Origin of the sequence: Sphingobium scionense (genome assembly GCF_014197035.1) — a bacterium.
GTDB classification, from domain to species: Bacteria; Pseudomonadota; Alphaproteobacteria; order Sphingomonadales; family Sphingomonadaceae; genus Sphingobium; species Sphingobium scionense.
Map to the genome: position 1 here is coordinate 16,531 of NZ_JACIEU010000030.1, position 25,664 is coordinate 42,194.

A 25,664-nucleotide genomic window follows, 5' to 3' on the forward strand; every position below is an offset into this window, starting at 1 on the left:
CGTGCATATTTTATATTTTCATCAGCATTTCTCGACGCCAGATGGTGCCGCTGGCACCCGCTCCTATGAGATGGCGCGCCGTTTGCTGCGCGAAGGCCATAGCGTTACGATGGTCTGCGGTTCCTATGCCCAAGGCAAAACGGGATTGACCACCCCGTTTGGCAAAGGCTTTCGCCGCGGCTTTGTCGATGGCATCGATGTCATCGAATTTGACCTGCAATATGCCAATGAAGATAGCTTTGCGCGACGGTCAGGCGTTTTCATCAAGTTTGCGCTCGCATCCATTCGCCTGGCATTTTCCGAAAAATATGATGTGCTATTTGCCACCACCACGCCCCTTACTGCCGGCATTCCCGGTATTTTCGCTAAATGGCTAAGGGGTAAGCCTTTCGTGTTCGAGGTGCGCGATCTGTGGCCCGAATTACCCCGCGCGATGGGTGTCATCACAAATCCGTTCGTGCTCAAGGCCATGTCGGTTTTGGAATGGGCCTCCTATCGCTCGGCGACGCGTTGCATCGGCCTGTCGCCAGGCATCGTCGATGGCATTGCGCGCCGGGGCGTGGATCGGTCACGCATCGCGATGATTGCCAACGGATGCGATGTCGACCTTTTCGCCGGCACGTCGTCTGACACAAAAGAGGATTTTCGGCGCGATCTCGCTATTCCGGACGATCAGCTTCTGGCGGTCTATTGCGGCACGCATGGACTGGCGAATGGACTGGACGCGGTCATCGACGCGGGGATCGAACTCCGCAATCGCGGCCGAGATGACATTTTGCTGATCCTCGTCGGCAAAGGTCAGAAAAAAGCGCAGTTGATGGAACGGGCAAAGGCAGAAAATCTTAACAATGTCCGCTTTCTCGATCCCATTTCCAAAACACGCTTGACCGGTCTCCTAGCTCAAGCGGACCTTGGCTTGCAGATCTTACGGAATATTCCCGAATTTGCATATGGGACGTCGCCGAATAAATTTTTCGATTACCTGTCTGCAGGACTTCCAGTCCTCAACAACTATCCAGGCTGGCTCGCCGACATGATAGGCGAGCAGAAGCTGGGCTTCGCCATAGAAGCCGATTCTCCAGCGGCATTTGCCGATGCGCTGGAAAAAGCAGCTAATGATCGTGCTGCCTTGAAGCAGATGGGGCAAAGAGCGAAAACATTCGCATGCGGGCCAATGAACCGTGAGCATCTTTCAAAACAGTGGGTCGACTGGGTTACGGAAGGTGTTGTTCATAGCCGTGAGAGACATGCTTCCGCGCCGCCACCCGCCATATCGGTAGGAAGCTGATAATGAAGCGCCTGCTGGATATGATGATTGCGGCGACCGCGCTGATCCTGCTGTCGCCGCTGCTGGTCATAGTGGCACTTTTGGTTCGCTTGAATCTTGGTGCGCCCATCCTGTTTCGCCAGCTTCGCCCCGGCCTTCACGGCAGGCCATTTCAGATGCTCAAATTCCGCACTATGCGCGATGCCTATGATCGCGACGGCGTTCCCCTTGCCGACGCGGACCGCATAACCGGCTTTGGCCGCTTTCTCCGTTCGACCAGCCTGGATGAACTCCCTGGCCTCTGGAGCGTGCTCAAGGGCGATATGAGCCTGGTCGGGCCACGCCCTCTTCTGATGGAATATCTGCCGCTTTACAGCCCGCAGCAGGCGCGACGGCACGAAGTGCGGCCCGGGATCACTGGCTGGGCGCAGGTGAACGGCCGCAACGCGCTTTCCTGGGATAGGAAGTTCGCGCTCGACCTTTGGTATGTCGAACATCGCTCCTTCATGCTCGATTTGAAGATCCTGTTACTCACAGTGCGTAAAGTGCTCGTGCGTGATGGCATCAGCGCCGCTGGGGAAGCAACGATGCCGAAATTTACCGGGAGCGAAACCAGGCTGTGACGCGCCTCATCGGCATATATGGCGCCGGCGGATGCGGCCGCGGGATCATGCCGCTCGCGCGGGCCATGCCGCTTGCCGAAGACGCTCGGCTTGTCTTCATCGACGATGGCGCAGCGCAAAGCCATATCAACGGCCATGCCGTCATGTCCTTCGCTCGCTTCAAGGAAGAGGAAGCGGACGACAAGCATGTCGCTTTGGCCGTTGCGGGATCGGCGGTTCGCGCGGAAATGGCGCGAAAATGCGATGAAGCCGGCTTGCCGCTGCTGTCCGTCTGGGCAAAGGACGCTATCGTGATGGACGATGTCGAGATCGCCGAAGGCGCGCTCGTCTCGCCCTATGTTACCTTTACGTCCAATATCAAAGTCGGCCGCTGCTTCCATGCCAATCTCTATTCCTATGTCGAGCATGATTGCGTGATCGGCGATTATGTCACCTTCGCGCCGGGGGTGCGCTGCAACGGCAATATTCGGATAGGCGATCGCGCCTATATCGGCTCGGGCGCGGTCATCCGCCAAAATCTGACGATCGGCGCGGACGCCGTCGTCGGCATGGGCGCGATCGTAACCAAGGATGTTCCTCCAGGCGTAACCGTGGTCGGCAACCCCGCCCGCATTCTCGAGAAAAACTGACATGCTCAACACCTCCTTCGCGCCCTGGCCAAGTTTCACGCAGGAAGAGGCGGATGCCGTTTCCGCCGTCCTGCTCTCCAACCGCGTCAACTATTGGACCGGCGAGGAATGCCGCGCCTTTGAGCGGGAGTTCGCCGTCTGGGCGGAGAGCAACCATGCCATTGCCGTCGCCAACGGCACAGTTGCGCTCGATCTCGCATTGCAGGGGCTCGGCATCGGCAGCGCCAACGGCGGCAGCGCCGACGATGAGGTGATCGTGACGCCACGCACCTTCATCGCGTCGATCTCCTGCGTCGCCAATGCCGGCGCCAAGCCGGTTTTCGCCGATGTCGAGCGCGCCAGCGGCAATATCTCCGCTGAAACGATCTCAGCGGTCGTTACGCCACGCACCAAGGCGATCGTCGCGGTCCACCTCGCGGGCTGGCCCTGTGACATGGACCCGATCATGGACCTCGCCGCCGCGCGCGGTATCAAGGTGATCGAGGATTGTGCGCAGGCGCATGGCACGCGCTACAAGGGACGCAGCATCGGGTCGATCGGCCATGTCAGCGCCTGGTCCTTCTGCCAGGACAAGATCATGACCACCGGCGGCGAAGGCGGCATGGTGACGTGCAACGATCGCGATCTCTGGTCGCGCATGTGGTCGTTCAAGGATCATGGCAAGAGCTGGGACGCGGTCTATGAACGCGCGCACCCGCCGGGCTTCCGCTGGCTGCATGAAAGCATCGGCACCAACTGGCGGATGCTCGAAATGCAGGCGGCGATCGGCCGCATCCAGCTTCGCCGCATGGCGGAGTGGACGCGTGCGCGGACGGCCAATGCGACGATCCTTCAGGATGCGCTGACGCCCTTTGCAGGACGTGATGGGATCATCCGCTTGGGCGGCCCGCTTGGCCAGGACGCGAGTTGGCCGGAAGGGTCGGTCCACGCCTTCTACAAATATTATGTCTATGTCCGGCCGGAAAATCTGGCTTCCGGCTGGTCGCGGGATCAGATCGTCACCGAAATCGGCAAGCGGGGTATCCCCTGTTTCCAAGGCTCCTGCTCCGAAGTCTATCTGGAAAAGGCATTTGACGGCACCGGCTGGCGTCCCGAGGCATCTTTGCCGGTCGCGCGCGAACTGGGCGAGACAAGCCTCATGTTCCTTGTCCACCCCACGCTCTCTGCCGACGATATGACGCGCGCTTCGCAAGCGATAGGCGATGTGTTGAAGGAAGCCGTGCGCGCGGAAGAAACACTGCCCTGAAAATGCCTATCCGGTCTGCCCTTCCGTCCTATCGCCTGAGCCCTGCGCTCCTGCTCTTCCTGCTACTGCTTGGCACATTATGGGTCGCAGGCGGCGCTTCTCATGCCGATGTCACGGGTCAAGTCGTTACCCGCACCGCGACGTGGCTGATATTGGTGCTGGCGATCCTGTGCGGCGTGCGGCCCATGGGCAGAAGCACGGGGCCGATTTTCTGGCTGCTGCTGGCGACAGTGCTGCTCGTCCTGCTGCAGCTTGCGCCCTTGCCCCCCAGCCTCTGGGCGGCACTGCCGGGCCGGGAATTTCTGCTGAGCGCGCCCTTAAGCCAGGAAACATGGCGTCCCTGGTCTCTCGCGCCCTCCACGACGATCAACGCCGCTTCGTCCCTGATCGTGCCGGTTGTCACCCTTTATCTCGTCAGCGCGATGCCGCAGGAGGAGAGGGCATGGCTTCCGGCGATCATGCTCGGGGCCATATTCCTCTCGATGCTGGTCGGGCTGCTCCAGTTCTCCGGCTTCATGATCGACAATCCGTTCATCAATGACACAAGGGGCAGCGTCGGCGGTACATTCGCCAATCGTAATCATTTCGCGCTATTCCTAGCCATGGGCTGCCTGATCGCGCCTGTATGGGCTTTTGCCGGAAAACAGAACGCAAGGTGGCGCGCGCCGGTCGCACTGGCTCTTATGACGCTCTTCGCGCTCATCATCCTGGCAACCGGATCGCGCGCAGGTATCCTGACCGGCCTGCTGGCACTGGCGCTGGGCCTCGCCTTATGCTGGCATAACGTCCGCCGCGCCTTGCACGGAGCGCCGCGCTGGGTGTTCCCGACGCTGATCGCGGCGATCATCGGCGTCATCGCCCTATTCATCCTGGTCAGCATTGCCGCCGACAGGGCGGAATCCGTCCGCCGCGCGTTCGAGATCAATCCCGGGCAGGATATGCGCACGCGCGGGCTGCCGACGGTACTGTCGATGATCGCCGCCTATTTCCCCGCCGGCGCGGGTTTCGGCGGTTTCGATCCAATATTTCGCCTGCATGAGCCGTTTCAGTTGCTCAAGCCGACCTATTTCAATCATGCCCATAATGATTTTCTGGAGATCGTGCTCGACGGTGGCCTGCCTGCGCTTCTGCTCATGCTCGTTGCAATCGGATGGTATGGAATGGCGAGCATGAGGGCCTGGCGGGGAAGTGGGCGACACTCTGTCCTGCCCAAATTAGGGTCGGCCATATTATTTCTCGTCTTTGTCGCAAGCGCCTTCGACTATCCGGCGCGCACGCCGATGATGATGGCGATGATCGTCATTGCTGGCTTATGGCTCTGCCCAATAAGACAGCGTCCATGAGGGCCGACTTTACCTGATCGCGATCAGCATCTAAGGCGAAAGTCTCTTCAGCGGGAAGATGTGGAGCGCATGCGCAAAATTCTTGTTTCGATCATCATCGCTGCCGGCCTTGCCGGCTGCGCAGGCACGCCGCCCCCACAGTCCAGCGCGCAACTGACCGTTATCCCCGACAGCCAAGGCCTACCCGCGCCTAATCGCAGCGATCTGGCGGCCTCTGACCGGCCCGCGCTGATCGGTCCGCTTGACACGATCAACGTCGATATCTTCAACGTGCCAGAGCTCAGCCGCGAAATGCAGGTGGACGCAAGCGGACGCATTTCCATGCCGCTGGTGGGCACCGTCGATGCCCGTAACAAGACTGCGGATGAGCTGGCGCGCGCGATCGAAGCTTCGCTGCAGGGGCGTTATGTCCGTAACCCGCAAGTAACCGTCAATATCAAAAGCTCGGTCAGTCAGGTCGTGACGGTCGATGGCGAAGTCAAGGAACCGGGACTTTATCCGGTCACCAACCAGATGACGCTGATGCGCGTCATTGCCTCGGCCAAGGGCCTGTCGGAATTTGCCAAGCAGGAGCAGGTCGTCATCCTGCGCACCGTCGACAATCAAAGGATGGCCGGCCTGTATGACATCGCCGCGATCCGTCAGGGCGCCTATGCCGACCCGGCGGTTTATGCCAATGATGTCGTCATCATCGGAGATTCTCCGCAGCGCCGTCTTTTCCGGGATGTCGTTTCTTTAGCACCTCTCATCGCGGCACCCCTCGTCGCGGTCCTGCGCTGAGGCCTGCAATTATATGACTAATATCGCTTTGAACCCGGGCAACCCCATGGTCCCGGCAGCCCTGTTGCAGGCGCAATCGGAAAATAGCAGCCCGCCCATATTGCGCCAATATCTGCGCATCGCCATGCGCTGGCGCTATGTGATCCTCGGCGCGGTCGCGGTCTGTTTCCTGATCGGCTTGATCGCGACCTTGCTGATGACGCCGCAATATACGGCATCCTCGACGATCGAGATTTCGCGCGAGGCGGACAAGGTCACGGATCTTCAAGGGGTCGAGCGCGAGGCTGGCATTGCCGACCAGGAATTCTACCAGACGCAATATGGCTTGCTGGAATCGCGGGCGCTTTCCGAGCGGGTGGCGACGCAGCTCAAGCTGAAGGAATCCCAGAATTTCTTCGAAATGTTCGGTTTCGAGAGCGATGATCCGGCCTTTGCCCTTGCCAATGGTCGTTACCCCGCATCGGGCCGTGCCACGCGGCAGCGTGTTGCCGGCGAAATATTGCGCGAGCATCTAAGCATCAGCCCCACGCGCATGTCGCGTCTGGTCGAAATCAAATTCACGAGCCCCGATCCTGCCTTTTCGGCCAAGGTTGCCAACACATGGGCCGAGAATTTCATCCAGACCAATCTGGAACGCAAGATCCAGGCGACCTCCTATGGCCGCGATCTTCTCCAGAAACAGTTGGGGCAGTTAAAGCAACGCCTAGATGAATCGCAGCGGCAGCTGGTCAATTACGCCTCTTCCGCCAAGATCATCAATCTGCCCGCGCAATCGGGCAACGGCCAATCCAGTTCGGAGCGTTCGATCGTCGTCGACGATCTGGCCGCGCTCAATGCGTCACTGGCGCAAGCGACAGCGAGCCGTATCGAAGCCCAGGCGCGTTATCAGCAAAGCGGGCGGGCGGGTGCATCAGCCGAAGCCTTGAGCAATTCAGCGATCAATAGCCTGCGCCAGCGCCGTGCAGAACTGGCGGCGGAATATAGGCGGCTGATGACGCAGTTCGAGCCTGGCTATCCCGCCGCGCAGGCTATTCAAGCGCAAATTACTCAGCTGGACCGCAGCATCGCCAGCGAGGAAGGCCGCGTGACTTCATCACTTCTCGCCGATTATCGTCGAACAGAGGAGCAGGAAAAAGCACTCCAGGCCAAGGTCGAGCAGCTAAAGGGCGATTATCTCGACCTCCGCCGCCGCAGCATCCAATATAATATCTATCAGCAGGAAGTGGATACCAACCAGGCGCTCTATGATGGCCTGCTTCAGCGCTTCAAGGAAATCGGCGTCGCGGGCGGCGTCGGCGTCAACAATATTTCGATCGTTGATCCGGCTCAAGCTCCTAAATTGCCTTCAAGCCCCAAATTGCTGATCAATCTTGCCATCGCCATTCTGGCGGGCCTTGGGATCGGCGCTGCGCTGGCCTTTGGCCTCGAGCAGATCGACGAAGGGATCACCGACCCGGCAGAAGTCAAGCGCGAGCTTGGCCTGCCGCTGCTCGGCTCAATCCCCAAGATCGACGAGGCGCCCAAGGACATCCTGCTCGACCGCAAGTCCGACTTGGTCGACGCCTATCTCACGGTGCAGACGAACCTTGCCTTCTCCACCGAGCATGGCGTGCCGCGCTCCTTCTCCGTCACCTCGACACGGCCGAGCGAAGGCAAGTCGACCACCTGTCTCGCCCTCGCCACGACGCTGGCGCGCGGTGGCAAGCGCGTCATCCTCATCGATGGCGACATGCGCGATCCCTCGATCCATCATCTGGGCGGGGTCCGGCATGATCGGGGTCTCAGCAACTATCTGACCGGCGAAGACAATATCGACGCCCTGACCTTCCCGATGGAGGATCTGGGCTTCACCGCGATGTCGGCAGGGCCGCTGCCGCCCAATGCCGCGGAATTGCTGACCGGCAGCCGCCTCTCGCAGCTGATAGCGCAGCTGCTTGAGACCTACGATCATGTCGTCATCGATTCTCCGCCGATCATGGGTCTTGCCGACGCACCCCTTATCGCTGCCAAGGTCGAGGGCGTCATCTATGCCGTCGAATCCCATGGCATCCGCACCAACCTGGTGAAGGAGGCGCTCGGCCGTCTCATCACCGCCAATGTCCGGATCATCGGCTGCGTACTTACCAAGTTCGATGCCAAGAAGGCCCATTATGGCTATGGCTATGGCTATGAATATGGCTATCGCTACGGCCGCAAGGCGGAGCCTGACGTCGTCTGATGAAGGATAGAGGCTCCCGGCAGCGGCGCTCGCCGCTTGAATGGGGCGTTCGCCTCGTTCTGGCCGGGGCGGTCGGCTGGATCGGCTATCTCTCGGTCATGCAGTCGGTGGCGTTGGTGCTGCCCGACAGCCGGATCGAGGAGGCTCATGCGCTAGCGCCCAATAATGGGCGCATCGCCGGCCGCCTGTCGCAGACGCTTTATCGCCCCAGCGCAAGCGAAGCCGACCGGGCACGCGCAGTTACCATCGCACGCGACGCGCTGCAGCATGATCCGACAGCCGTTGAAGCGGTAGCAACGCTGGCTGTCGATGCGTTTATACGCGGCGATCAGACTGAAGGGGAGCGCCTGCTCGGCTATTCGCAGAAACTGTCACGGCGGGATCTGCGCACGCAGTTGATGGCGATCGAACTAGCCGTGGCGCGCGACGACATTCCCGACGCGCTTCGACATTATGATATCGCGCTTCGCACCAAAAAAAATGCGCGCGACCTGCTTTTTCCAGTTCTGACCTCGGCGCTAACCGACCCAGCGATCCGCGCAGAACTGGTCAGAACTCTTGCTGGGCATCCCAGTTGGGGCAGTAGCTTCATCAATCGTGCCGCGCGGAGCGATGCCGACCCGGCAGCAAGCGCAGCCTTCTTCCGCGCCCTGCAGAAGGCCCGTTTTCCAGTGCCCGACACCGCCGGCGTAGCGCTCATCAACAGGCTGCTGGTAGCCAAACTGTTCGATGATGCCTGGACCTATTATGAAGCCGCCCGCCCCGGCAGCGATCGGCGCCAGTCGCGCGATCCTACTTTCAAAAGCCCGATCGACGCGCGTAGCGCGTTCGATTGGATCGCGGTCAACAGCATCGGCATTTCAACGGCCATCCTGCCTGATCCGGCGGACGGCCTGTTCGACTTTACCGTTTCAATGGGCAACGGTGGCACGCTGCTTCAGCAGCTGCAGATACTACCGCAAGGCGATTATGTGCTGGAAGGGCGCAGCATCGGGATCGAACAGCCTGCACGCTCACGCCCCTATTGGGTCCTGCGTTGCCAAGCAGGCGGCGAGATTGCACGGGTCGAAATACCCAATTCATCGCAGGCTGGCGGCCGGTTCCAGGGAAATGTTAGCATCCCCGCCACCTGCCAGGTGCAGATGCTGGCGCTGGTCGCGCGCTCCTCATATGAGATCGGCGGCGTTTCGGGGCAGATCGATCGCATCCTGATCCGCCCAGCGCGTGCGCCCGGGCCAGTAAGGACAGCCTCATGAGACTTTGCAAGTTAGGCCTCGGCGCATCGGCCGCATTGCTGCTTATGGCTTCCTCCACGGAAGCTCAAGAAGCAACCCGGCCGGGACAGGTGGCGGAATCGGCCGCAGGACAAGTGGGCCAGCGCCAGACCGCTGGTAACAGCCAAGCCAATATCGAACCCACGGGCCGCCTGAACAATCGTATTCCGAACCGGGTGCAGAACCGTATCCGCAACCGAATCGACCGCTTCTATGATCCGACCGCCAATACGACCTCGCCCTTCGAAGTTGCAGCAGAGCAAAGCACCCGTGGTCAGCCCCCTCGTTGAGGAGCCCGTGATAAATTGCGCTCAGCTTGCTGCCCTTTCCACCGCCGTGCAGATGCGGTCGACCACGTCGCGCACCTGTTCCTCACGATCGCCCTCTGCCATGACCCGGATCACCGGCTCGGTGCCGGAGGGGCGAATGACGAGGCGACCACAGCCATCCAGTTCCGCCTCCGCTTGAGCGATGACGCGCTGAACGTCGGCATGATCCAACGGCTTGCCGCCGGTAAAACGCACATTTTTGAGCAATTGAGGCACCGGGTCAAACTGGTGCAGCACCTCGCTCGCTGGCTTGCCCGTGCGTATGAGGGCGGCCAGAACCTGCAAGGCAGCAACCGTGCCGTCTCCGGTGGTGGCATAGTCTGACAAGATCATATGTCCTGATTGTTCGCCGCCTACGTTAAAACCGCCCGTGCGCATCCGTTCAAGAACATAGCGATCGCCCACCTTGGTGCGTTCGAGCGCGATGCCCTGATCTCCCAGGAAGCGCTCAAGGCCAAGGTTCGACATTACCGTCGCCACCAACCCACCGCCACGCAGCGTTCCCGCTCGCGCCCAATTTGCCGCGATCAGTGCCATGATCTGATCGCCGTCGACGACCTGTCCTTTTTCATCCACAACAATCAGCCGGTCGGCGTCCCCATCGAGTGCGATGCCAATGTCCGCGCCGGCGGACAAAACGGTTTCCTGCAGCAACAGCGGCGCTGTCGAGCCACAGCCGTCATTGATATTGGTGCCGTTCGGCCCTACCCCGATCGCAATCACCGTAGCCCCCAATTCCCACAAGGTGGACGGTGCGACCTGATAAGCGGCGCCATTGGCACAGTCGACGACGATCTTGAGCCCGTCGAGCCGCAGGTCAGCTGGAAAACTCGCTTTTACCGCATGAATATAGCGGCCGCGCGCATCTTCAATGCGGCGAGCGCGGCCAATATCCTTCGAGGCGGCAAGCGGAATGTCCTGCCCCAGCAATGCCTCGATTTTGAGCTCATCCTCATCAGACAGCTTGTAGCCGTCGGGCCCAAATAGCTTGATACCGTTGTCGAAATAGGGATTGTGGCTGGCAGAAATCATAACGCCCAAGTCCGCGCGCATCGAATGGGCGAGTAAGGCAACGGCAGGCGTTGGAATGGGGCCAAACTGGACCACGTCCATGCCGACCGCGGTGAAACCTGCGACCAGCGCATTTTCGATCATATAGCCTGACAGTCGCGTATCTTTGCCGATCACAACACGATGGCGATGGTCACCCCGTAGGAAATGGGTGCCAGCGGCCATGCCCACTTTCATTGCCAGCTCCGCCGTCATGAACCGTTGGTTGGTTCGCCCACGAATGCCGTCGGTTCCAAAATATTGCCTGCTCATGCGCGTCCCTACATATGGAAAATGGTATTGTCCTCAAACATTTAAATATCTCTATCACACTCAAACTACACGAACAGGTGCTGTGCAAGGTATGTGCCTAGGCGGCGTGAACGAATTGGTTGGCGCGGTGGGAGAGGGTTGATTCAAGGCTGCCTTTTGGAGGCGGCGTTGAGCAGGGGTGACCTGAGCGAAACAGAATGGCGTGTTTTGAAAGGGTTGCTGCCGATTGAAGCGGCGAACCGGGGACGAGGCCGGCGTCCGGAGCAGAACCGCTCGATCATCAACGGGATACTCTGGCGGCTTCGCTGCTGGGCTCCATGGCGCGACGTACCGCCCAAGTATGGCCACTGGAACACGATCTACCGCCGGTTCCGGCGGTGACGCTGGCCGAGATCATGGCGGACAGCGGCCATTACAGCATCGACAGCACCACGGTTCGTGCCCACGTCTCGGCAGCGGGCGGAAAGGGGGGACTCATCGACGAGCTCTTGGCCGCTCGCGGGGCGGGTTCACCAGTAAGCTTCACTGCCTGGCTGATGCCCTCGGGCGACCGCTTGCGTTCCATCTGACGGGCGGGGAAGCAGCCGATTGCAAGCCTATGACGCGTTGATCGACTTGCCAAACGTGCTCCCAATGCCTTGCTCGCGGACAAGGGATACGACTCTGATGCGATCCGTTCCGATCTCGCCCATCGGCAAATCGCGGCCGTCATACCCGGGCGCTCAAACCGGCGCGTAAAGATCGAACATGACAGGGCGCTCTATAAGCAGCGCAATCGCATCGAGCGAATGTTCGGCCATTTGAAGGTCAACCGAGCCATCGCCACCCGCTACGATCAACTCGCCGTCAGCTTCATGAGCATGGTCCACATCGCCACCGCCAGATACTGGCTCAAATTCGTCCACGCCGCCTAAGACATCATGCGATTTTAATGCACGATGCTTGAAGATGAGCGGGGTTACAGGGCAGCAGAGGATATCGATCTCAAATACTGGTAAAGTGTTTCCCTGCTGATACCCATATCGCGTGCGATGCCGGCTTTCTGCTCACCGCAGGCTACTCGCTGCACGAGTTCTGATACTTTTTCATCCGACAGCGCCTTCTTACGCCCTCGATATGCGCCTCGCTGTTTTGCAAGTGCTATACCTTCGCGCTGCCGCTCGCGGATAAGGGCACGTTCGAACTCGGCGAAGGCGCCCATGACCGACAGCATGAGATTGGCCATAGGCGAATCCTCACCGGTGAAGCACAGGCTCTCTTTGACGAATTCGATCCGAATGCCGCGCTTGGTGAGGGACTGGACCAGCTTGCGCAGGTCGTCGAGATTGCGCGCAAGGCGGTCCATGCTGTGCACGACCACTGTGTCACCTTCCCGAATGAATGACAGCATGGTTTCAAGCTGGGGCCTGTTGACGTCTTTACCCGAAGCCTTGTCGGTGAAGACTTTGTCCAGGGCGGCCCCTTCCAGCTGACGATTGACATTCTGGTCGAACGCACTGACCCGAACATAACCGATCCGCTGCCCCTTCATCGTCCACTCCTAGCCAATCTGTCAGGTTGGAATCTATAAGATTATGCCACGAGTGTCAAGAAATGTTATTAGGCACTCTTATCTGACGTAGTTATCGCCAGATGCCTGACGTCAATCTAGACTATACCCTATATTGACAATTATAGACTTGTGGCCCGAGCAAGGCTGTCAAGTGCTGGTCGATGGTTTCTAGTATCAATTTACGTCGAGGTAGCCCCCGTCATCAACGTAAGCATTCGGGAAGGCGCAGTTCGGGCGGCTTGGCATTGACCTGCTTGTTTCTTATTCATGCTTGCTGTCTCGGCCTGATCTGATAGGCGGCTGGAGAGGCTGGCTGTCATGACAAACACCGGCCTTTGACCCCGGTGCGCCCACGATCCGTTCCGGGGTCAACTTTCCGCTTTCGAAGTAGGTATGACTTTAACTCAGTTGATAGCGTTGGCAGTCAGCTAGCGGGCCGATAGGCCACCCCGATTCGCCGTTCGGCGCCAGCGCGGCGGACCAGGAGACGACGGACGAGGCGCCACGCCTCCCCCTCCTGCTCGAACGCCAGGCTGCGCGACTGTCCCGCAGTGCCGATGCGACCCCAGCGCCATTCGACGACTATCCATCCAAAAAGGTCACGCCGCAGTTCGATATGCCAGTGGCGGCGGATGTTGCGCGACGGATCACAAGCCTGGAGCACGAGCGCACCGCCATCAAGTGACAAACAGGCGTCAAGAAGCGTTCGGGTGGACTCCATGAAAGACAATTTCACGCGACCGCGACACACAGTCCAATGCGAAATATGAATCAAATCCCACACACAGAGTCAGGCTTTCGATCATGGCATGCCAACCACGAGCGCGTCACGCCGCTGCCGCCATGCTCATGATCCGTCGGCTGGCCCGATCAGCGTGATTTTCGAAATCGATTCTTAAACGATATGGGACGGCATCGTGCCGCCCCAGGATAAGGAATGGTTGCCGGCTAGATCAGACGGCTTCCGTCTCCGCCACGGCCTTGCGCCTCTTAGCAGCCGACACTTTGGCTGGCGCGCCATCAATACCCGGGCGTGACTTGCGCCCCAAGCCGATCTTGTACGCCAGCTCCTTGCGCTTCTGCGCGTAGTTGGGCGCTACCATCGGATACTCGGCCGGGAGGCCCCACTTGGCCCGATACTCGTCAGGCGTCATCTTGTAGGTCGTCATCAGATACCGTTTGAGCATCTTAAGTTTCTTCCCGTCCTCCAGGCAGACGATATAGTCCGGCTTGATTGAGGCGCGGACGGTGACGGCAGGTTCCTGCTTGGCCGCCGGAGACTCCTTTGGCGCGCCCAAGCCGGACAGGGCGGAGTGCACGTTGGCGATTAGCGCGGGAAGATCACTCACGCTGACAGAGTTGTTCGATACGTGTGCCGACACGATGTCGGTGGTGAGAGTGATGAGGGTGTCGTGCGCGACCGCAGTTTCTGACATTATACAATTCCCAACAATATGGTATTAAAAAGATCCAGCAGTCGTGCTGGTTTCCACCTGACGTGACCCCCAGCTTTCCCCCAGCTGGGATTAGAGCCGAGCGGTTGTTTTGCGCATCAGCGCGGTTGAAGCAATGGGCTGCGTAGCGGAGCCCGTAGGGCGTAGCGAAGCAGGCCATTGCTTATCCAGTTCAGCGGCGAACGCCGCCGGTGTTGCGTAACCGAGAGACGAGCCTGGTCGCTCCCGATTGTAGTCTTCGACCCAGGCCGCGATCTCGACACGGGCATGGGCCATACTCAAGAACAGCGTCTCGTTGAGCAGTTCGTCGCGCATGCGACCATTGAAGCTCTCGACATAGCCATTCTGCATCGGCCTTCCGGGCGCGATGTAATGCCACTCCACGCCGACCTCGCCGCACCATGCCAGCACAGCGTTGCTGGTGAGCTCGGTGCCATTGTCGCTGACGATCATGCTTGGCTTGCCGCGCTGTTCGATCAGTGCGGTCAGCTCGCGAACGACACGGCGACCAGAGATCGAGGTGTCCGGCACCGCTGCCAGGCACTCCCGGGTCACGTCATCGACCACGTTGAGCACCCGGAACCGTCTTCCCGAAGCCATCTGGTCGTGAACAAAGTCCAGGCTCCAGCGCTGGTTCGGCAGCGCCAGAACCGGAGCAGGTGCCCTTGTGCCAACAGCACGCCTGCGGCTACGTCGTCGCCTGACCGCCAAGCCTTCCTCACGGTAGAGCCTCTGGGTCTTCTTGCGGTTGATCATGATCCCCTCCCGGCGCAGCAGGATATGCAGACGCCGATAGCCGAACCGGCGACGCTGGTTGGCCAGCTCGCGCAGCTTCTCCCTAAGTTCTGCATCGTTATCTCGCTTCGAACGGTAACGCACGCTCTTGCGATCGGCATCGATGACACGGCACGCCCGCCGCTCGCTCATCCCATGGCACGCCTGGAGATGAGCAACAGCTTCTCGCTGCGCGGCGGGCGTCAAAACTTTTTTGCCAGAAGATCCTTCAACGCGGCCTGATCCAGCATCGCATCGGCAAGCAAACGCTTGAGCTTCGCGTTCTCGCTCTCGAGCTCCTTCAGTCGGCGGGCATCGGACACCTCCAGCCCGCCATACTTCGACTTCCAGTTGTAGATCGTCGCTTCCGACACTCCGTGTCGACGGGCCAGGTCAGCGGTCTTCGCACCCGCCTCAGCCTCCTTCAGCACTCCGATGATCTGCTCTTCTGAAAACCTCGTTCTCTTCATCTCGTCCGTCCTTCTACTAGGGCCGGACTCTAATCCAACTTGGAGGAAAATCAGGGGGTCACGTCAATGACTATGAGCGCAAGCGTTGGCCGGTGGACAAGCTGGAGCCGGTGGAAGCGATTGAGGCGGCGATGGAAGCGGAAGGCCGCACACGCGCCGATCTGGCGGCCCTGATCGGCCAATCCCGCGCGACGGAGGTTCTGGCCCGCAAGCGGGCGCTGACACTCCACATGATCCGCACAACCGGCGGGCATGGCATGTCCCTGCATCGGTTTTGGTCCGCGAATATCAACTGTCTCGTTGAGAGGCTGGCGCGGTGACGGTCACTGGCCGGCGGTGATCCGGCGCGCTGATCCCGCTCGATGTCAAAAAACTCGACAGATCTTCATCTCGTCACCTCCGGCTTCACCTCGATCGTGCAGCGCACCACCTTCTTGGCTTTGGTGGCGGACGTGCGGCACGCCTCGATCGCCTCGCGGTTGCCATCGGCGAGCGGATTGGCCGCGACGATTATCTCCCAGCCCGCCGGTGAGGCGCGCTCCATCAAATGCGTGCCGGCATCCCATAGCGTCGGTTCGGCAAGCGTCCGCGTCGCCATATGTTCGGGCCATTGCCAGTTCACCGGCATCCTGCGCGAGATCGGCCCCGCCAGCCAGGCATAGAGCAAAATCCCCAGCACCACGCCGCCGATGCCGAATAGATAGAGCCATCGGTTCTGCTCGTCGCCGCGCCGCGCCGACGCCACCAGGCCGGACAGGTCGCGCGCCGCCCCGTCCAGCGTCGAGTTGGCGCTCTGCACCAGGTTACGCAGCTCGCCCGTCGCGCTCGCCACCGAAGCGTTTACACGCTCTCCCATCGTCTCCGGCGTGAGTTTCATCGCGGGGCTTTTCGCTATCGCATCGACCCGCTGGGTGAGAGCCAGCAATATCTTCTCGGTGTTGGCGAGCGTCGGCTGATAGTCTGGAATGTCGATGGACTCACGCGCGCGGGCCAGTCCCTCGACCGCAAGGCGCACCAGCGCCACCTCGCCGCGCAACTGCTCGAACGCCGCTTGCGGATCGTCGCCGGCCTCGCCGTTGTCGCGATAATTATCCTCGTCCATCATCCTCTCCTTACCGGCTCATGCCGCGCCCCATGCCTATCCCCAAATCCCGCGCCAGCTCGCGGCCAAGATCGCCGCTGTCCATGCCGCGTCCCCGGCCTATGCCGATCTCAAGCCCCAGCTCGCGGGTGCGATTACGCAGGACCGATTCCACCTGGGGATCGCGCTCAAGGCTTTTCGCCATGCCCGCCATTTCCTTGCCCGTGCGCTCCCGGCCCGCCATGTCACCGGCTTGGGTGAGGCGGTCGCGCTCCTGTTTCAGCCCCTGCCAGCGTTCCACGAACCTTGTCGCGCGCAAGTTCGGATCGGCCCGCACGCGCGCCTCCTGGGCCATCGCGTCGAGCATCGGCCCGCTGCGCCCCGCCGCCGCCTCGCGCAGCAAGGCGGGGTCGCGCTGCATCGCCGCCGACAGGTCGCGCGAGGCTCCCGGCCTGATCTGCTCAAGCGCCTGTGTCGCGCGCTCGAGCGCGACCTTCTGATGCTCAAGGACCGGAGCGCCCGACGCCCGCGCCTGCAACACCGCCTCGGCCGAACGCGAGGCCCGCTCGACCGCGCGGGCATAGTCGCGGCCCTGGCCGCGATCGGCAGGCACCGGCGCGCGCTCCGCGCCCTTCAGCGGCGCGGCCGACAGCTTCAGCCCGTCGAACATGCCGCGCCTCGGGGCCGCCTTCTCGCGCTCGCCTGCCGGCGTCGGCTCCGGCGCTGGGCGCTGCGGGGCAGGCCGGAAGCCGTCGAACATGCCCCGCCGCGGTTGCCGCTCGGCCGCGGCTTGTCCCGCGCCAGCGCTGCGGTCGCCGGCATCGCGAACCGTGCGTGGATCTTCGCCCATCTGGCGCATGGTTTCCGCGCGAGGGCCAAGGATCTCCACCGGCGAGCGTTCCGCCCGTTCCGGCAATCGGATCTCGCCCGACAAGCCGCGCCGGTCGGCGAAAGCCCGCGCCTCCGCGTCGCGGTCGCGGACCATCGGATAATCCGACGCCATATCCTTCGCCCGCTCGCGCGACAGGGTGCGGACAAGCCGGCGCTGATCGGCGAAGTCGTCGCGGCCGTAATGGAGCTGCACCCCGTCGCGATGCCGCGACAGCGCCACATAGGCCGAATGACGGTCCATGCCGGGGGTGGCGAGGACGTGCGCCCGATCGACCGTCACCCCCTGCGATTTATGGATCGTCGCCGCATAGCCATGATCGACATGGGCATAGTCCTTGAGGTCGAACGCCACCTGTCGGCCATCATCGAGCCGCACGGCCAGGCGCTCGGCGCTGACCTGCTCGACCTTGCCTAGCGTGCCGTTCTTCACGCCAAGGCCGCGCTCGTTTTTGAGGAACATGATGCGGTCGCCGCTCGCGAAGTCGCGCGCGCCCCGCTCGACCGACAGGCGCACGTCCGCGCCCAGCTCGCCGGCGTCGCGCAGCCGATCGCGCGCGGCCAGGTTCAAATCGCGCACCTCGGCATTGGTATGGGTGAGGATGATGCGGGTCTGATCCGGCGCGGCGGTGCACTGCGCGTCCCAGCGGTCCACCAGCTCGCTACGGGCCTGCTCGCGCGTCTCGGCCGCCTCGACCATGCCATGCCGCTCATAGGCATGGATGGCCTCGCCGGTGCGGCCAGTCGCCAGCGCCTTCGTGGCCTCGCGCTGCCAATCCTCATGCTGCCGCCGTATCTCGGTGATCTCGGCCCAGCCATGCCGCTCCGTCACCGATCGGAACGCCGCGCCGGCCTCGATCGCCTGCAACTGCTCCGGGTCGCCGACAAGAACGACCTTGGCCCCTGCCCTATCCGCCGCCGACAACACGCGCTCCATCTGGCGCGTGCCGATCATGCCGGCCTCGTCTATCACCAGCACGTCGCGATTGGTCAGCAGCTCGCGGCCCTGGTCCCACTGATATTCAAGGCTCGCGATCGTCCGCGAGGGGATAGCCGATCCACCTTCCAGATTCTCGGCCGCGATCCCCGACAGCGCCGCGCCGCGCACCTGATAGCCCTGATGCTCCCACGCCTCGCGCGCCACTCCCAGCATCGCCGATTTGCCGGTGCCGGCATAGCCGACCACGGACGCCAGCCCATCCTTGCCGGTGATATGCTCCAACGCCCCGCGCTGCTCGGCCGACAGGGAAAGGCCCCTGCCCTCGGCCGCCTCCAACGCGCGCGCTCGGGTAGCCTCGGCGACGCCATGCCGCGCCATACCGGCGAGGCTGTCAGCCGACCGTTCCAACCGCTGTTCCGTCGCGATCATGTCGCGCGAGGTAAAGCGGTCCTCGCCGCGTCCATCCTTCCCCAGCGCCACCAGTTCCGGCGAGGTCCGCACCGCGCTCATAGCCTGGTCGAACTGATCCTTGCCGTCGCTGTGCCGATGGACGAACATCGCCAGGTCGCGCGTGGTGAACGTCGCCTGCCCGCGCGTGATGCCGTCGAGCGCGATCGACGGGTTGGCGATGATCTTCTCGCCATTCTCGCGTGCGATCCGGGCATGGTCCTCGACCCGCTCCGCCTCAAGCCCCTGTTCGGGCATACGCGATGCCGCCGGCCCGATCTTGTGCTGCGGCTCCAGGTCGATCCCCTGCGCCTCCAGGGTGCGATGATCTATGCGGGCATCAATATCCAACTCGGCAAGCGCCAAGTTGACATGGTTCGCCCATGCCTCGCGCCACCCCTCCAACAGCTCGGTGCGGTTCCACTCGCGGACCTTCTTCCCGAACCCCTCCCCGTCCACCTCGCGCATCGACAACATGACATGCGCGTGGGGCTTGGGCATCCCGTCCTTGCCCATGTCCCAATGCACGTTCATGTCCGCGACCATACCGCGCTCGACAAACTGCTTTTCGACAAATTCGCGGGCGAGCGCGACGCCCTGCGCCTGATTCATTTCGCGCGGAATGGGGGCCGGTGAGAGAATGTTCGAAAACGTACGCTCTCATGACTGCCATCCGAGACGCTGGCCGAGTTTACTCCTTCGCTGGCCGCGAGACCAGCGGTCGCATTGACCTTGGCGGGTGTGCCGCGGGCGCCTGATCGACGACGATTGATCACGCTCTCATCCGCGGGTTGGTTACCGCACTACCCGTATCCGTCGCTGGGCCTATCCTCCGTCTAAGTTCGGGCGTCGGACGAACCTGCCCCACCGTACACCGTGGATTGCCCATCACAGTCGGGTGCCCGCGGCACGCCGGCCAAGGCTATGCAGATGGTGCGCTGGCGCCTCCTCTCACTGCTGGTTGGAAGATCAAGTGGCGACCGCCGGTGGTACGCGTCGGGCGATGTCCCAAGCATAGCCGACCAGTTCACGCGCGATCGCGGTGGTTACCTTGGGCTGGGGCTTGCCTGCGGCCGCGAGGCGACGGTAGCGCTGGCAGAGACGAACCTGCGCCTTCCATCCAATCGCCTGGATCTCTTCGGGCAAGTCGATGACGCGCTCACGATAGCGGCGTTCCTCGCGAGCGGGCAGTCGATACGACCAGCCAGCCTCGATCAGCATGGTGCGTGCCTGCGCGTTACCCGCGCGCGTGATCCGACCACGCTTGGTCCGGGCACCGCTAGAATGCTCGGACGGCACCAAGCCGACATAGGCCATCAACTGCTTGGGATTGTCGAAGCGGGTCAGATCACCGACCTCGGCGACCAGCGTCGCGGCGCTGACCAGCCTGATGCCGCGCAGGACCTGAAGATTGCGGACCAGCGGCGCGAAACGCCATGCATCTACCGCGTCGCCCAGCGCCGCCTCGAGCCGTCCAACCCGCGCCTGCGCCTCGAGCACCCGCTTCTGCATCTCCTCAAATGCCAGCTGCTGATGGGGGAAGTCGAACCGCTGTTCGGACAACCACCGCCAGTACATCTTCGTCCAGGCCGCCTTGCCGCCGAAACGACGATCGTGCCGCAGCAAGAAGCTGCGCACGGTCTGTTTGGCCCCGGTGGCATCTTCCTGTGCGCTGCGTCGGGCGCGGATCAGATCACGCACCGCCTCGTGCGCTTCGTCCGGAACCCAGATCGCGGTAAGCTCGCCAGCACGCAACAGTCGGGCCAGCGTCATTGCGTCACGCCGGTCGGTCTTCACATGATCGCCCGGCCGTCGTGGCATCATCGAGGGGGCGATGACGATACAAGCCTGCCCAAGTTTCGTCAGCAGCCGGTGCAGGCCATAGCCGCAAGGGCCAGCCTCGTAGCAGACGCTCAACCTCACGCCCGGCGCCGTCAGCCGCTTGACCAGCTTTCTGACCGCGTCGTCCTCGTTGGCGACCGTGCCAACAAAACGCACCTCGCCTCCGCGCTCTCCATCGGCAACCGCGACCGCGATGGTTTCCTTATGCACGTCCAGACCGACGTATTTCACTGCTTCCGTCATGACTCGCCTCCAGTGCTGACAAATCCATCGTCAGCATCTCAGATTTGAGCCCCCGCGGCTCCGGCAGTCATGGGGTCTAAGCATCCCGACCGTTCCGATGGAGGCGGAGCGGCCTGAACCGCTCGCGGGGCTTGTCCATCTCGCTCCACAGATAGTCGCCAGTGAGGCCGATATGCTCCCAGCCCAATGGCGCGACATGGGCAAGCAGTTCGTCCAGCACCTCGACACCGCTGGCGCGCAAATGCCGGACGGCGCGGTCGAGATAGACGGTGTTCCAGAGCGTGACGGCCGCGGTGAGCAGGGTCAGGCCAGAGGCACGATGGCGCTGGTTCTCGAAGGTGCGGTCGCGCAGTTCGCCGAGGCGGTTGAAGAAGATGGCGCGGGCGAGCGCGTTGCGGGCCTCACCCTTGTTGAGGATGCTGCCGGTGCGACGCCGCTGTTCGGGATCGTCGAACCAGTCGAGCATGAACAGTGTGCGCTCAATCCGCCCGATCTCACGCAGCGCGCGGGCGACGGGGTTTTGACGCGGGAAACCCGCCAGCTTGCGCAGCATGACCGAGGCACTGACGGTGCCGGCGCGGATCGAGGCGGCGAGCCGCAGCGTCTCGTCCCAATCCTCTTCGATCGCGCGAACGTTGACCGGGCCCGCGACAAGTTGGCGCAGCGTCGGCCAAGGATCGAGCGACGACAGGCTATACAGGCGGCGTTCGTTGAGGTCGCGAATACGCGGTGCGAAGCGGAAGCCGAGCAGATGGCACAAGCCGAAGACATGATCGACCGCCCCGGCGGTATCGGTCGCATGTTCGCGGATCACCAGTTCACTCTCATGATCGAGCAGGCCGTCGAGGACATGCGCGGCCTCGCCAGCATTGGCGGCTATGACCTTGGTATGGAACGGCGTGAAGCGGTCGGTGACGTGGGTGTAGAACAGCACGCCGGGTTCGCTGCCGTAGCGGGCGTTGCGATCGGCGCGCGCCTCGCCCTGACCGCCGGCGCGGAAGAACTGCCCGTCCGAGGACGATGTGTCGCCCGGTCCCCAGACCTGGGCGAGCGGATGCGCGGTGTGGCAGTCTACGATCGCCGCCAGCGCCGACAGGTACGTTTCATCGCGCACATGCCATTCCGCAGTCCAGCGCAGGCGTGACAATGTCAGCCCACGCGAGCTTTCCGCCATGCGCCCGAGGCCGAGATTGGTCGCATCGGCGAGGATCGACCCCATCAGCGCGGACTGGTCAGAGGCCGGCTCGCCACTGCGGGCATGAACGAAACGGTCGGCAAAGCCCGACCACGCGGCGACCTCAACCAGCAGGTCCGTAATGCGGACACGCGGCAGCATCGCGTAGAGCCGGGCCTTCAGCGCCTCGGCATCGTCGGACGGAGATCGCCGGATCGGCGAGATCAACAACTGCCCGCGCTCGATCGTTACGTCGACCAGTTCGCCGGCCGCGGCTGCGCGCTCCACCTCGGTCATGCGCTGGGTCAGCATCGCGCGCCGTTCCTCATACCATTGAGAAAAACGGGACGGCACGGCGAGGCGCAGATCGCTATCGGTGCGCATCGTCTCAAAGGCGGGCACCGGCAGCAGGTAATCGTCCAGCGTGCGATAGGCGCGGCTGCCATCTACCCAGATGCTGCCTGATCCGAGCCGTTCGCGCAGGTGGACGATCACCGCGATCTCATAGGCGCGGCGGTCGATTGTCCCTTCGGCCGGCTGCACGACCTTGTGCCAGCGTGGCTTGATGAAGCTGGTCGGCACACGCTTCGGCAGGACCGATCGGCCGTCGCGGTACATCGTTCGCAGCGCCTCGATCGCGCCGAGCAGCGGATCGCCCGATCTCGCGGTCCGGAAGGTGAAGGCGGCGAGGAAGGTCGGGGCGAACCGCCGCACGGCAGGGTAGCGTTCGACCACTTCCTCCAGACCGTCATCGGCCGCACGCGTCAGATCCTCGGCGAAGCGGATGCTGCGTTCGAGCTGATCCCAGCCCACCCGGTCATCGATCGTGCGAAAGGCGTCGCGTCCGCTCGCGCGTGCATCGACCAGCAAGCGGCCGAGCCGGACATGAAAGCGCGCCGTGTCTTTCAGCATCCGTGCCTGCCCGAGCAGCCGGTCGGACCGGGTACGGTCGGCGCGGCGGAACAGCGCCCCCACCATCTTCTCGACCATGACCAAGGCGGCATCGGTCAGCGCCGCCTCCATCTCGATCATGGAGGCGACCAGCATCGCGAGTCGGCGCGGGCGTTCGAGACGCCGGAGGTGTTGCGCAGTGACGATGCCGGCGGTCCGGGCGATGACGGCATAGCGGGCGGCATGGATACGTCGTGCCCGATCGGTTGCGATCCCGATGCCGCGCACCGCGTCGAGCCGTTCGACGATCCCCTTCAGGTTCGACGCCGATGGCGCTTCCGGCCATTCGCGTAGCCATCCCAGACGGGTGCGACCATTGTCATCGGATGCGATCAGGCGTTCGAGTGCCGCTTCCTGATCGGCCGAGCAATCGCGGATCAGTCCGGCATGGGCGGCCTTGCGTGCATGGGCCCGCACGATGAGGGCGAGCCGTTCCAGCGTCGATGCCGCAGGCAGAACAATCCGGTCGAGCCGCAGGCGATTGACCATGCCGGCGACGATCGCCTCGCCCCGATCGGTCGAGGTGGCGATCTCTGATCCCAGTGCCAGCGTCGATCGTACGTCGATCCGGTCAAAGGCGCGCAGACCAAGATGCGCTTCGATCTCGGCGCGATGCTCGCGCAGCGTCGTCGCACGGGCAGAATAGTCGGCGAAGTCGTCGATCCGGCAACCGATCTGGTCGGCGAGCAGCGACAGCATGAGGGCGGGCACTGCTTCACTCGGCAGCAGCGCACGCCCCGGATGACGCAGGTAGCAGAGCTGCACGGCATAGCCGAGCCGGTTCGCTCTGCGCCGACGACGCGCTACCTGCGCGAGGTCATCGGGGCCGAGAGTGAAGAGCCGCTCGATCGTCGCGCTGTCAGAAGGCGGATCGAAGATCACAGCGCGCTGCGCAGGCGATAATATTGTTCTGGACGGCATCGGCTTCCTGTTTGTCACGCAACAGGGATGTGGCCCTGTTCATGGAGCATAGACGAGGAGACGGGTTATGTGACATTATGCAGATTGATCGACGGGCAATGCCGCTCCGTCACGCAGACGGACGTATATGTGACAACGCAGCTCGGTTACGCGCGAGTGTCCAAGGCGGATGGCAGCCAGGTTCACGACCTTCAGCACGACGCGCTGGTCGCGGCCGGCGTCGATCCCGAGCATATCTATGAGGATGCCGCGTCGGGCCGGCTCGACAAGCGGCCGGGGCTGGATGCCTGCCTGAAGGCACTGCGCCGTGATGACACGCTGGTCATATGGAAGCTCGACCGCCTCGGTCGCGACCTGCGCCACCTCGTTAACACAGTCGGCGACCTGACCAAGCGTGGCATCGGCCTCAAGGTGCTGGCCGGCGAAGGCGCGTCGATCGACACCACCACCGCCAACGGTCGGTTGATCTTTGCGATTTTTGCCGGCCTCGCCGAGTTTGAGCGCGAGTTGATCGTCGAGCGCACCCGCGCCGGTCTGGAATCGGCACGTGCGCGCGGCCGACATGGCGGTCGCCCGTTCAAGATGACGCCCGCCAAACTGCGGCTTGCCCAGGCGGCTATGGGCAAACCCGAAACCAAGGTCGCCGAGCTGTGCGCCGAGCTGGGCATCACGCGTCAGACGCTCTACCGGCATGTTACGCCGAACGGAGAGATCAGGACGGACGGACAGAAGCTTCTCGCTCGAAAAGCGCGCCCATCGATCAAGGCATGACGAATTTGAACAATCTCACGTTCGTATTCATCGGAGGGGAGCATCAGGTCCTGCATCTCGCGCCGGTCGCCGCAGAACTTAGCCTGAGCCATCCGGATATCACGGTCCGCTGCATCTGCGCCGACGACCGCACCGCCGCCGCCTTGCGCGCAGTGGCTGCGGCGATGAGAGCCAGCACGATGACCGTGACGCAGATCGCCTGGCCTTGGGCGGGCAGGATTGCAGCGCGCATAACGGGCAGCCGCTCGGCGGCGAAGGGGCCCCTGCTGGCGCGGATCCGATGGCAGGCCCGCAAGACCCAGGCCATCATCGTTCCCGAGCGCACCTCTGCGGCGTTGCGATGGCTCGGATGGAAGCGTCCGCTGGTACATTTCCGCCACGGCGCTGGCGACCGTGCACCATCCTCCGAAGCCAAGCAGAGAGCCTTCGATGCCATCTTCGTTCCCGGACAGAAAGACATCGAGCGTGCCGTCGCGCAAGGCCTCGGCCATAAGAAGCTTTCGGCCGTCAGCTATGTAAAGATGGATTACCTGCAGGCTTTGCCCGCCAGACCGCGATTGTTCGACAATGATCGCCCGACCGTCTTCTACAACCCCCATTTCGATCCCGCGCTATCATCGATCGGCATCGCTCGCGATGTCATCGCCCGTTTCCGCGAACAGGAGCGGTACAACCTGGTCTTCGCTCCTCATGTACGCACATTCGAGAACCTCCATCTGGGCCCGCGAACGCGGTGGCTGGAACTTGCCGTGCCAGAGCACATCGCGGTCGATCTGGATTCTCCCAAGCTGTTCGACATGAGCTATGCGCGGGCCGCCGACATCTATCTGGGCGACATGTCGAGCCAGCTTTACGAATTCCTCGCTAAGCCGCGGCCCGTCGCTTTCGTGAATGCGCATGGCGCTAACTGGCAGGACGATCCAAGGTACGCTGGTTGGCATCTGGGAGAGGTCGCATCAGGTGCTGACGATGTGCTTGCTGCAGTAGATCGAGCCTTCGAACGGCATCCCGACATGATCCAAAGACAGGCGAAAGCGACAGCGTTCGCGTTCGGCCGCTACGATGGCGCAATCAAACGGGCCTCATACCAACTGCTCCACACCCTGCAATCGCTCTGATCCCTT

24 protein-coding genes are annotated in these 25,664 nt (G+C 62.4%); 15 read left to right on the top strand and 9 right to left on the bottom strand.

Features of this window, described 5'->3' with window-relative positions:
- Nucleotide 1: 1 nt before the first annotated feature.
- The 9 genes from GGQ90_RS29890 to GGQ90_RS24045 all read left to right on the top strand — a co-directional run bounded on the left by GGQ90_RS29890 (nt 2) and on the right by GGQ90_RS24045 (nt 9,670).
- A complete protein-coding gene (locus GGQ90_RS29890; RefSeq protein ID WP_188084201.1) occupies nt 2–1,288 on the top strand; it encodes a glycosyltransferase in 1,287 nt (428 codons plus the stop codon).
- 2 nt (nt 1,289–1,290) lie between these two features.
- Nucleotides 1,291–1,890 (top strand): sugar transferase, encoded by a 600-nt coding sequence (locus GGQ90_RS24010; RefSeq protein ID WP_188084202.1) that lies wholly within the window; start codon nt 1,291–1,293, stop codon nt 1,888–1,890.
- Nucleotides 1,887–2,519 carry a NeuD/PglB/VioB family sugar acetyltransferase gene (locus tag GGQ90_RS24015; RefSeq protein ID WP_188084203.1) on the top strand — a complete coding sequence of 211 codons (633 nt, stop codon included), beginning with the start codon at nt 1,887–1,889 and terminating at the stop codon, nt 2,517–2,519. The genes GGQ90_RS24010 and GGQ90_RS24015 overlap by 4 nt, the downstream gene beginning before the upstream one ends.
- A 1-nt stretch (nt 2,520) precedes the next feature.
- Nucleotides 2,521–3,765: a DegT/DnrJ/EryC1/StrS family aminotransferase gene (locus GGQ90_RS24020; RefSeq protein WP_188084204.1), complete on the top strand. Its 1,245-nt coding sequence runs from the start codon at nt 2,521–2,523 to the stop codon at nt 3,763–3,765.
- A 2-nt stretch (nt 3,766–3,767) separates the two neighbouring features.
- Nucleotides 3,768–5,108: an O-antigen ligase family protein gene (locus GGQ90_RS24025; protein WP_188084205.1), complete on the top strand. Its 1,341-nt coding sequence runs from the start codon at nt 3,768–3,770 to the stop codon at nt 5,106–5,108.
- Between the two features lie 69 nt (nt 5,109–5,177).
- On the top strand, nt 5,178–5,888 hold the full coding sequence (locus GGQ90_RS24030) for a polysaccharide biosynthesis/export family protein (RefSeq protein WP_188084206.1): 711 nt from the start codon (nt 5,178–5,180) through the stop codon (nt 5,886–5,888).
- Nucleotides 5,889–5,934: 46 nt separating this feature from the next.
- Nucleotides 5,935–8,106 carry a GumC family protein gene (locus GGQ90_RS24035; RefSeq protein WP_188084215.1) on the top strand — a complete coding sequence of 724 codons (2,172 nt, stop codon included), beginning with the start codon at nt 5,935–5,937 and terminating at the stop codon, nt 8,104–8,106.
- Nucleotides 8,106–9,362 carry a tetratricopeptide repeat protein gene (locus GGQ90_RS24040; protein ID WP_188084207.1) on the top strand — a complete coding sequence of 419 codons (1,257 nt, stop codon included), beginning with the start codon at nt 8,106–8,108 and terminating at the stop codon, nt 9,360–9,362. Before GGQ90_RS24035 ends, GGQ90_RS24040 begins: the two co-directional genes overlap by 1 nt.
- The gene (locus tag GGQ90_RS24045) at nt 9,359–9,670 is read left to right on the top strand and encodes a hypothetical protein (protein ID WP_188084208.1); all 312 of its coding nucleotides are present in this window, start codon (nt 9,359–9,361) and stop codon (nt 9,668–9,670) included. Before GGQ90_RS24040 ends, GGQ90_RS24045 begins: the two co-directional genes overlap by 4 nt.
- A gap of 21 nt (nt 9,671–9,691) precedes the next feature.
- On the opposite strand, the gene glmM is transcribed toward GGQ90_RS24045, so the two are convergent.
- Nucleotides 9,692–11,032: a phosphoglucosamine mutase gene (gene glmM, locus GGQ90_RS24050; RefSeq protein ID WP_188084209.1), complete on the bottom strand. Its 1,341-nt coding sequence runs from the start codon at nt 11,030–11,032 to the stop codon at nt 9,692–9,694.
- Between the two features lie 93 nt (nt 11,033–11,125).
- Here glmM and GGQ90_RS29895 point away from each other — a divergent pair, with 93 nt between their 5' ends.
- The 3 genes from GGQ90_RS29895 to GGQ90_RS29465 all read left to right on the top strand — a co-directional run bounded on the left by GGQ90_RS29895 (nt 11,126) and on the right by GGQ90_RS29465 (nt 11,946).
- Nucleotides 11,126–11,413 (top strand): transposase, encoded by a 288-nt coding sequence (locus GGQ90_RS29895; RefSeq protein WP_343054061.1) that lies wholly within the window; start codon nt 11,126–11,128, stop codon nt 11,411–11,413.
- Nucleotides 11,350–11,601, top strand: coding sequence for a hypothetical protein (locus GGQ90_RS29460; protein ID WP_246428422.1), 252 nt, complete (start codon nt 11,350–11,352; stop codon nt 11,599–11,601). The genes GGQ90_RS29895 and GGQ90_RS29460 overlap by 64 nt, the downstream gene beginning before the upstream one ends.
- 69 nt (nt 11,602–11,670) lie before the next feature.
- Nucleotides 11,671–11,946, top strand: a complete 276-nt coding sequence (locus GGQ90_RS29465; protein WP_246428416.1) for a transposase — start codon at nt 11,671–11,673, stop codon at nt 11,944–11,946.
- Nucleotides 11,947–11,990: 44 nt separating this feature from the next.
- Here GGQ90_RS29465 and GGQ90_RS24060 read toward each other — a convergent pair whose 3' ends face one another.
- The 4 genes from GGQ90_RS24060 to GGQ90_RS24075 all read right to left on the bottom strand — a co-directional run bounded on the left by GGQ90_RS24060 (nt 11,991) and on the right by GGQ90_RS24075 (nt 15,282).
- The gene (locus tag GGQ90_RS24060; protein WP_188084210.1) at nt 11,991–12,563 is read right to left on the bottom strand and encodes a recombinase family protein; all 573 of its coding nucleotides are present in this window, start codon (nt 12,561–12,563) and stop codon (nt 11,991–11,993) included.
- Between the two features lie 445 nt (nt 12,564–13,008).
- A complete protein-coding gene (locus tag GGQ90_RS24065; RefSeq protein ID WP_343054062.1) occupies nt 13,009–13,320 on the bottom strand; it encodes a WGR domain-containing protein in 312 nt (103 codons plus the stop codon).
- Between the two features lie 217 nt (nt 13,321–13,537).
- Nucleotides 13,538–14,020, bottom strand: a complete 483-nt coding sequence (locus tag GGQ90_RS24070) for a Ros/MucR family transcriptional regulator (RefSeq protein WP_184205128.1) — start codon at nt 14,018–14,020, stop codon at nt 13,538–13,540.
- A gap of 90 nt (nt 14,021–14,110) precedes the next feature.
- A protein-coding gene (locus tag GGQ90_RS24075) for an IS3 family transposase (protein WP_184205126.1) occupies nt 14,111–15,282 on the bottom strand; the annotation gives its coding sequence in 2 pieces (ribosomal slippage) (nt 14,111–15,030 and nt 15,030–15,282; 1,173 coding nt in all).
- A 92-nt stretch (nt 15,283–15,374) separates the two neighbouring features.
- Here GGQ90_RS24075 and GGQ90_RS24080 point away from each other — a divergent pair.
- Nucleotides 15,375–15,602 carry a hypothetical protein gene (locus tag GGQ90_RS24080; protein ID WP_184205123.1) on the top strand — a complete coding sequence of 76 codons (228 nt, stop codon included), beginning with the start codon at nt 15,375–15,377 and terminating at the stop codon, nt 15,600–15,602.
- A 65-nt stretch (nt 15,603–15,667) separates the two neighbouring features.
- Here the strand turns inward: GGQ90_RS24080 and GGQ90_RS24085 are convergent, their stop codons facing one another.
- The 4 genes from GGQ90_RS24085 to GGQ90_RS24100 all read right to left on the bottom strand — a co-directional run bounded on the left by GGQ90_RS24085 (nt 15,668) and on the right by GGQ90_RS24100 (nt 23,769).
- A complete protein-coding gene (locus GGQ90_RS24085) occupies nt 15,668–16,384 on the bottom strand; it encodes a DUF6118 family protein (protein ID WP_184205132.1) in 717 nt (238 codons plus the stop codon).
- Nucleotides 16,385–16,394: 10 nt separating this feature from the next.
- Entirely contained in the window at nt 16,395–19,250 is a 2,856-nt protein-coding gene (gene traA / locus GGQ90_RS24090; RefSeq protein WP_246428417.1) for a Ti-type conjugative transfer relaxase TraA, read from the bottom strand.
- Between the two features lie 357 nt (nt 19,251–19,607).
- The gene (locus GGQ90_RS24095) at nt 19,608–20,723 is read right to left on the bottom strand and encodes an IS110 family RNA-guided transposase (protein WP_122049992.1); all 1,116 of its coding nucleotides are present in this window, start codon (nt 20,721–20,723) and stop codon (nt 19,608–19,610) included.
- Nucleotides 20,724–20,799: 76 nt separating this feature from the next.
- Nucleotides 20,800–23,769: a Tn3 family transposase gene (locus GGQ90_RS24100; RefSeq protein ID WP_188084211.1), complete on the bottom strand. Its 2,970-nt coding sequence runs from the start codon at nt 23,767–23,769 to the stop codon at nt 20,800–20,802.
- A gap of 69 nt (nt 23,770–23,838) precedes the next feature.
- Here GGQ90_RS24100 and GGQ90_RS24105 point away from each other — a divergent pair, with 69 nt between their 5' ends.
- Both GGQ90_RS24105 and GGQ90_RS24110 read left to right on the top strand, forming a co-directional pair.
- A complete protein-coding gene (locus tag GGQ90_RS24105; RefSeq protein ID WP_372587600.1) occupies nt 23,839–24,540 on the top strand; it encodes a recombinase family protein in 702 nt (233 codons plus the stop codon).
- On the top strand, nt 24,537–25,658 hold the full coding sequence (locus GGQ90_RS24110) for a hypothetical protein (protein WP_188084212.1): 1,122 nt from the start codon (nt 24,537–24,539) through the stop codon (nt 25,656–25,658). Before GGQ90_RS24105 ends, GGQ90_RS24110 begins: the two co-directional genes overlap by 4 nt.
- Nucleotides 25,659–25,664: the final 6 nt, after the last annotated feature.

Excerpts from the sequence above, each read along its gene's own strand:
- GGQ90_RS24035 (WP_188084215.1), top strand. The coding sequence starts at position 5,935 with ATGGTCCCGGCAGCCCTGTTGCAGGCGCAATCGGAAAATAGCAGCCCG.
- GGQ90_RS24025 (WP_188084205.1), top strand. The coding sequence starts at position 3,768 with ATGCCTATCCGGTCTGCCCTTCCGTCCTATCGCCTGAGCCCTGCGCTC.
- GGQ90_RS24085 (WP_184205132.1), bottom strand. The coding sequence starts at position 16,384 with ATGGACGAGGATAATTATCGCGACAACGGCGAGGCCGGCGACGATCCG.
- GGQ90_RS29460 (WP_246428422.1), top strand. The coding sequence starts at position 11,350 with ATGGCGCGACGTACCGCCCAAGTATGGCCACTGGAACACGATCTACCG.
- GGQ90_RS24030 (WP_188084206.1), top strand. The coding sequence starts at position 5,178 with ATGCGCAAAATTCTTGTTTCGATCATCATCGCTGCCGGCCTTGCCGGC.
- GGQ90_RS24110 (WP_188084212.1), top strand. The coding sequence starts at position 24,537 with ATGACGAATTTGAACAATCTCACGTTCGTATTCATCGGAGGGGAGCAT.
- GGQ90_RS24045 (WP_188084208.1), top strand. The coding sequence starts at position 9,359 with ATGAGACTTTGCAAGTTAGGCCTCGGCGCATCGGCCGCATTGCTGCTT.
- GGQ90_RS24100 (WP_188084211.1), bottom strand. The coding sequence starts at position 23,769 with ATGCCGTCCAGAACAATATTATCGCCTGCGCAGCGCGCTGTGATCTTC.
- GGQ90_RS24060 (WP_188084210.1), bottom strand. The coding sequence starts at position 12,563 with ATGAAGGGGCAGCGGATCGGTTATGTTCGGGTCAGTGCGTTCGACCAG.
- traA (WP_246428417.1), bottom strand. The coding sequence starts at position 19,250 with ATGAATCAGGCGCAGGGCGTCGCGCTCGCCCGCGAATTTGTCGAAAAG.
- glmM (WP_188084209.1), bottom strand. The coding sequence starts at position 11,032 with ATGAGCAGGCAATATTTTGGAACCGACGGCATTCGTGGGCGAACCAAC.
- GGQ90_RS24040 (WP_188084207.1), top strand. The coding sequence starts at position 8,106 with ATGAAGGATAGAGGCTCCCGGCAGCGGCGCTCGCCGCTTGAATGGGGC.
- GGQ90_RS24020 (WP_188084204.1), top strand. The coding sequence starts at position 2,521 with ATGCTCAACACCTCCTTCGCGCCCTGGCCAAGTTTCACGCAGGAAGAG.
- GGQ90_RS24010 (WP_188084202.1), top strand. The coding sequence starts at position 1,291 with ATGAAGCGCCTGCTGGATATGATGATTGCGGCGACCGCGCTGATCCTG.
- GGQ90_RS24095 (WP_122049992.1), bottom strand. The coding sequence starts at position 20,723 with ATGACGGAAGCAGTGAAATACGTCGGTCTGGACGTGCATAAGGAAACC.
- GGQ90_RS24070 (WP_184205128.1), bottom strand. The coding sequence starts at position 14,020 with ATGTCAGAAACTGCGGTCGCGCACGACACCCTCATCACTCTCACCACC.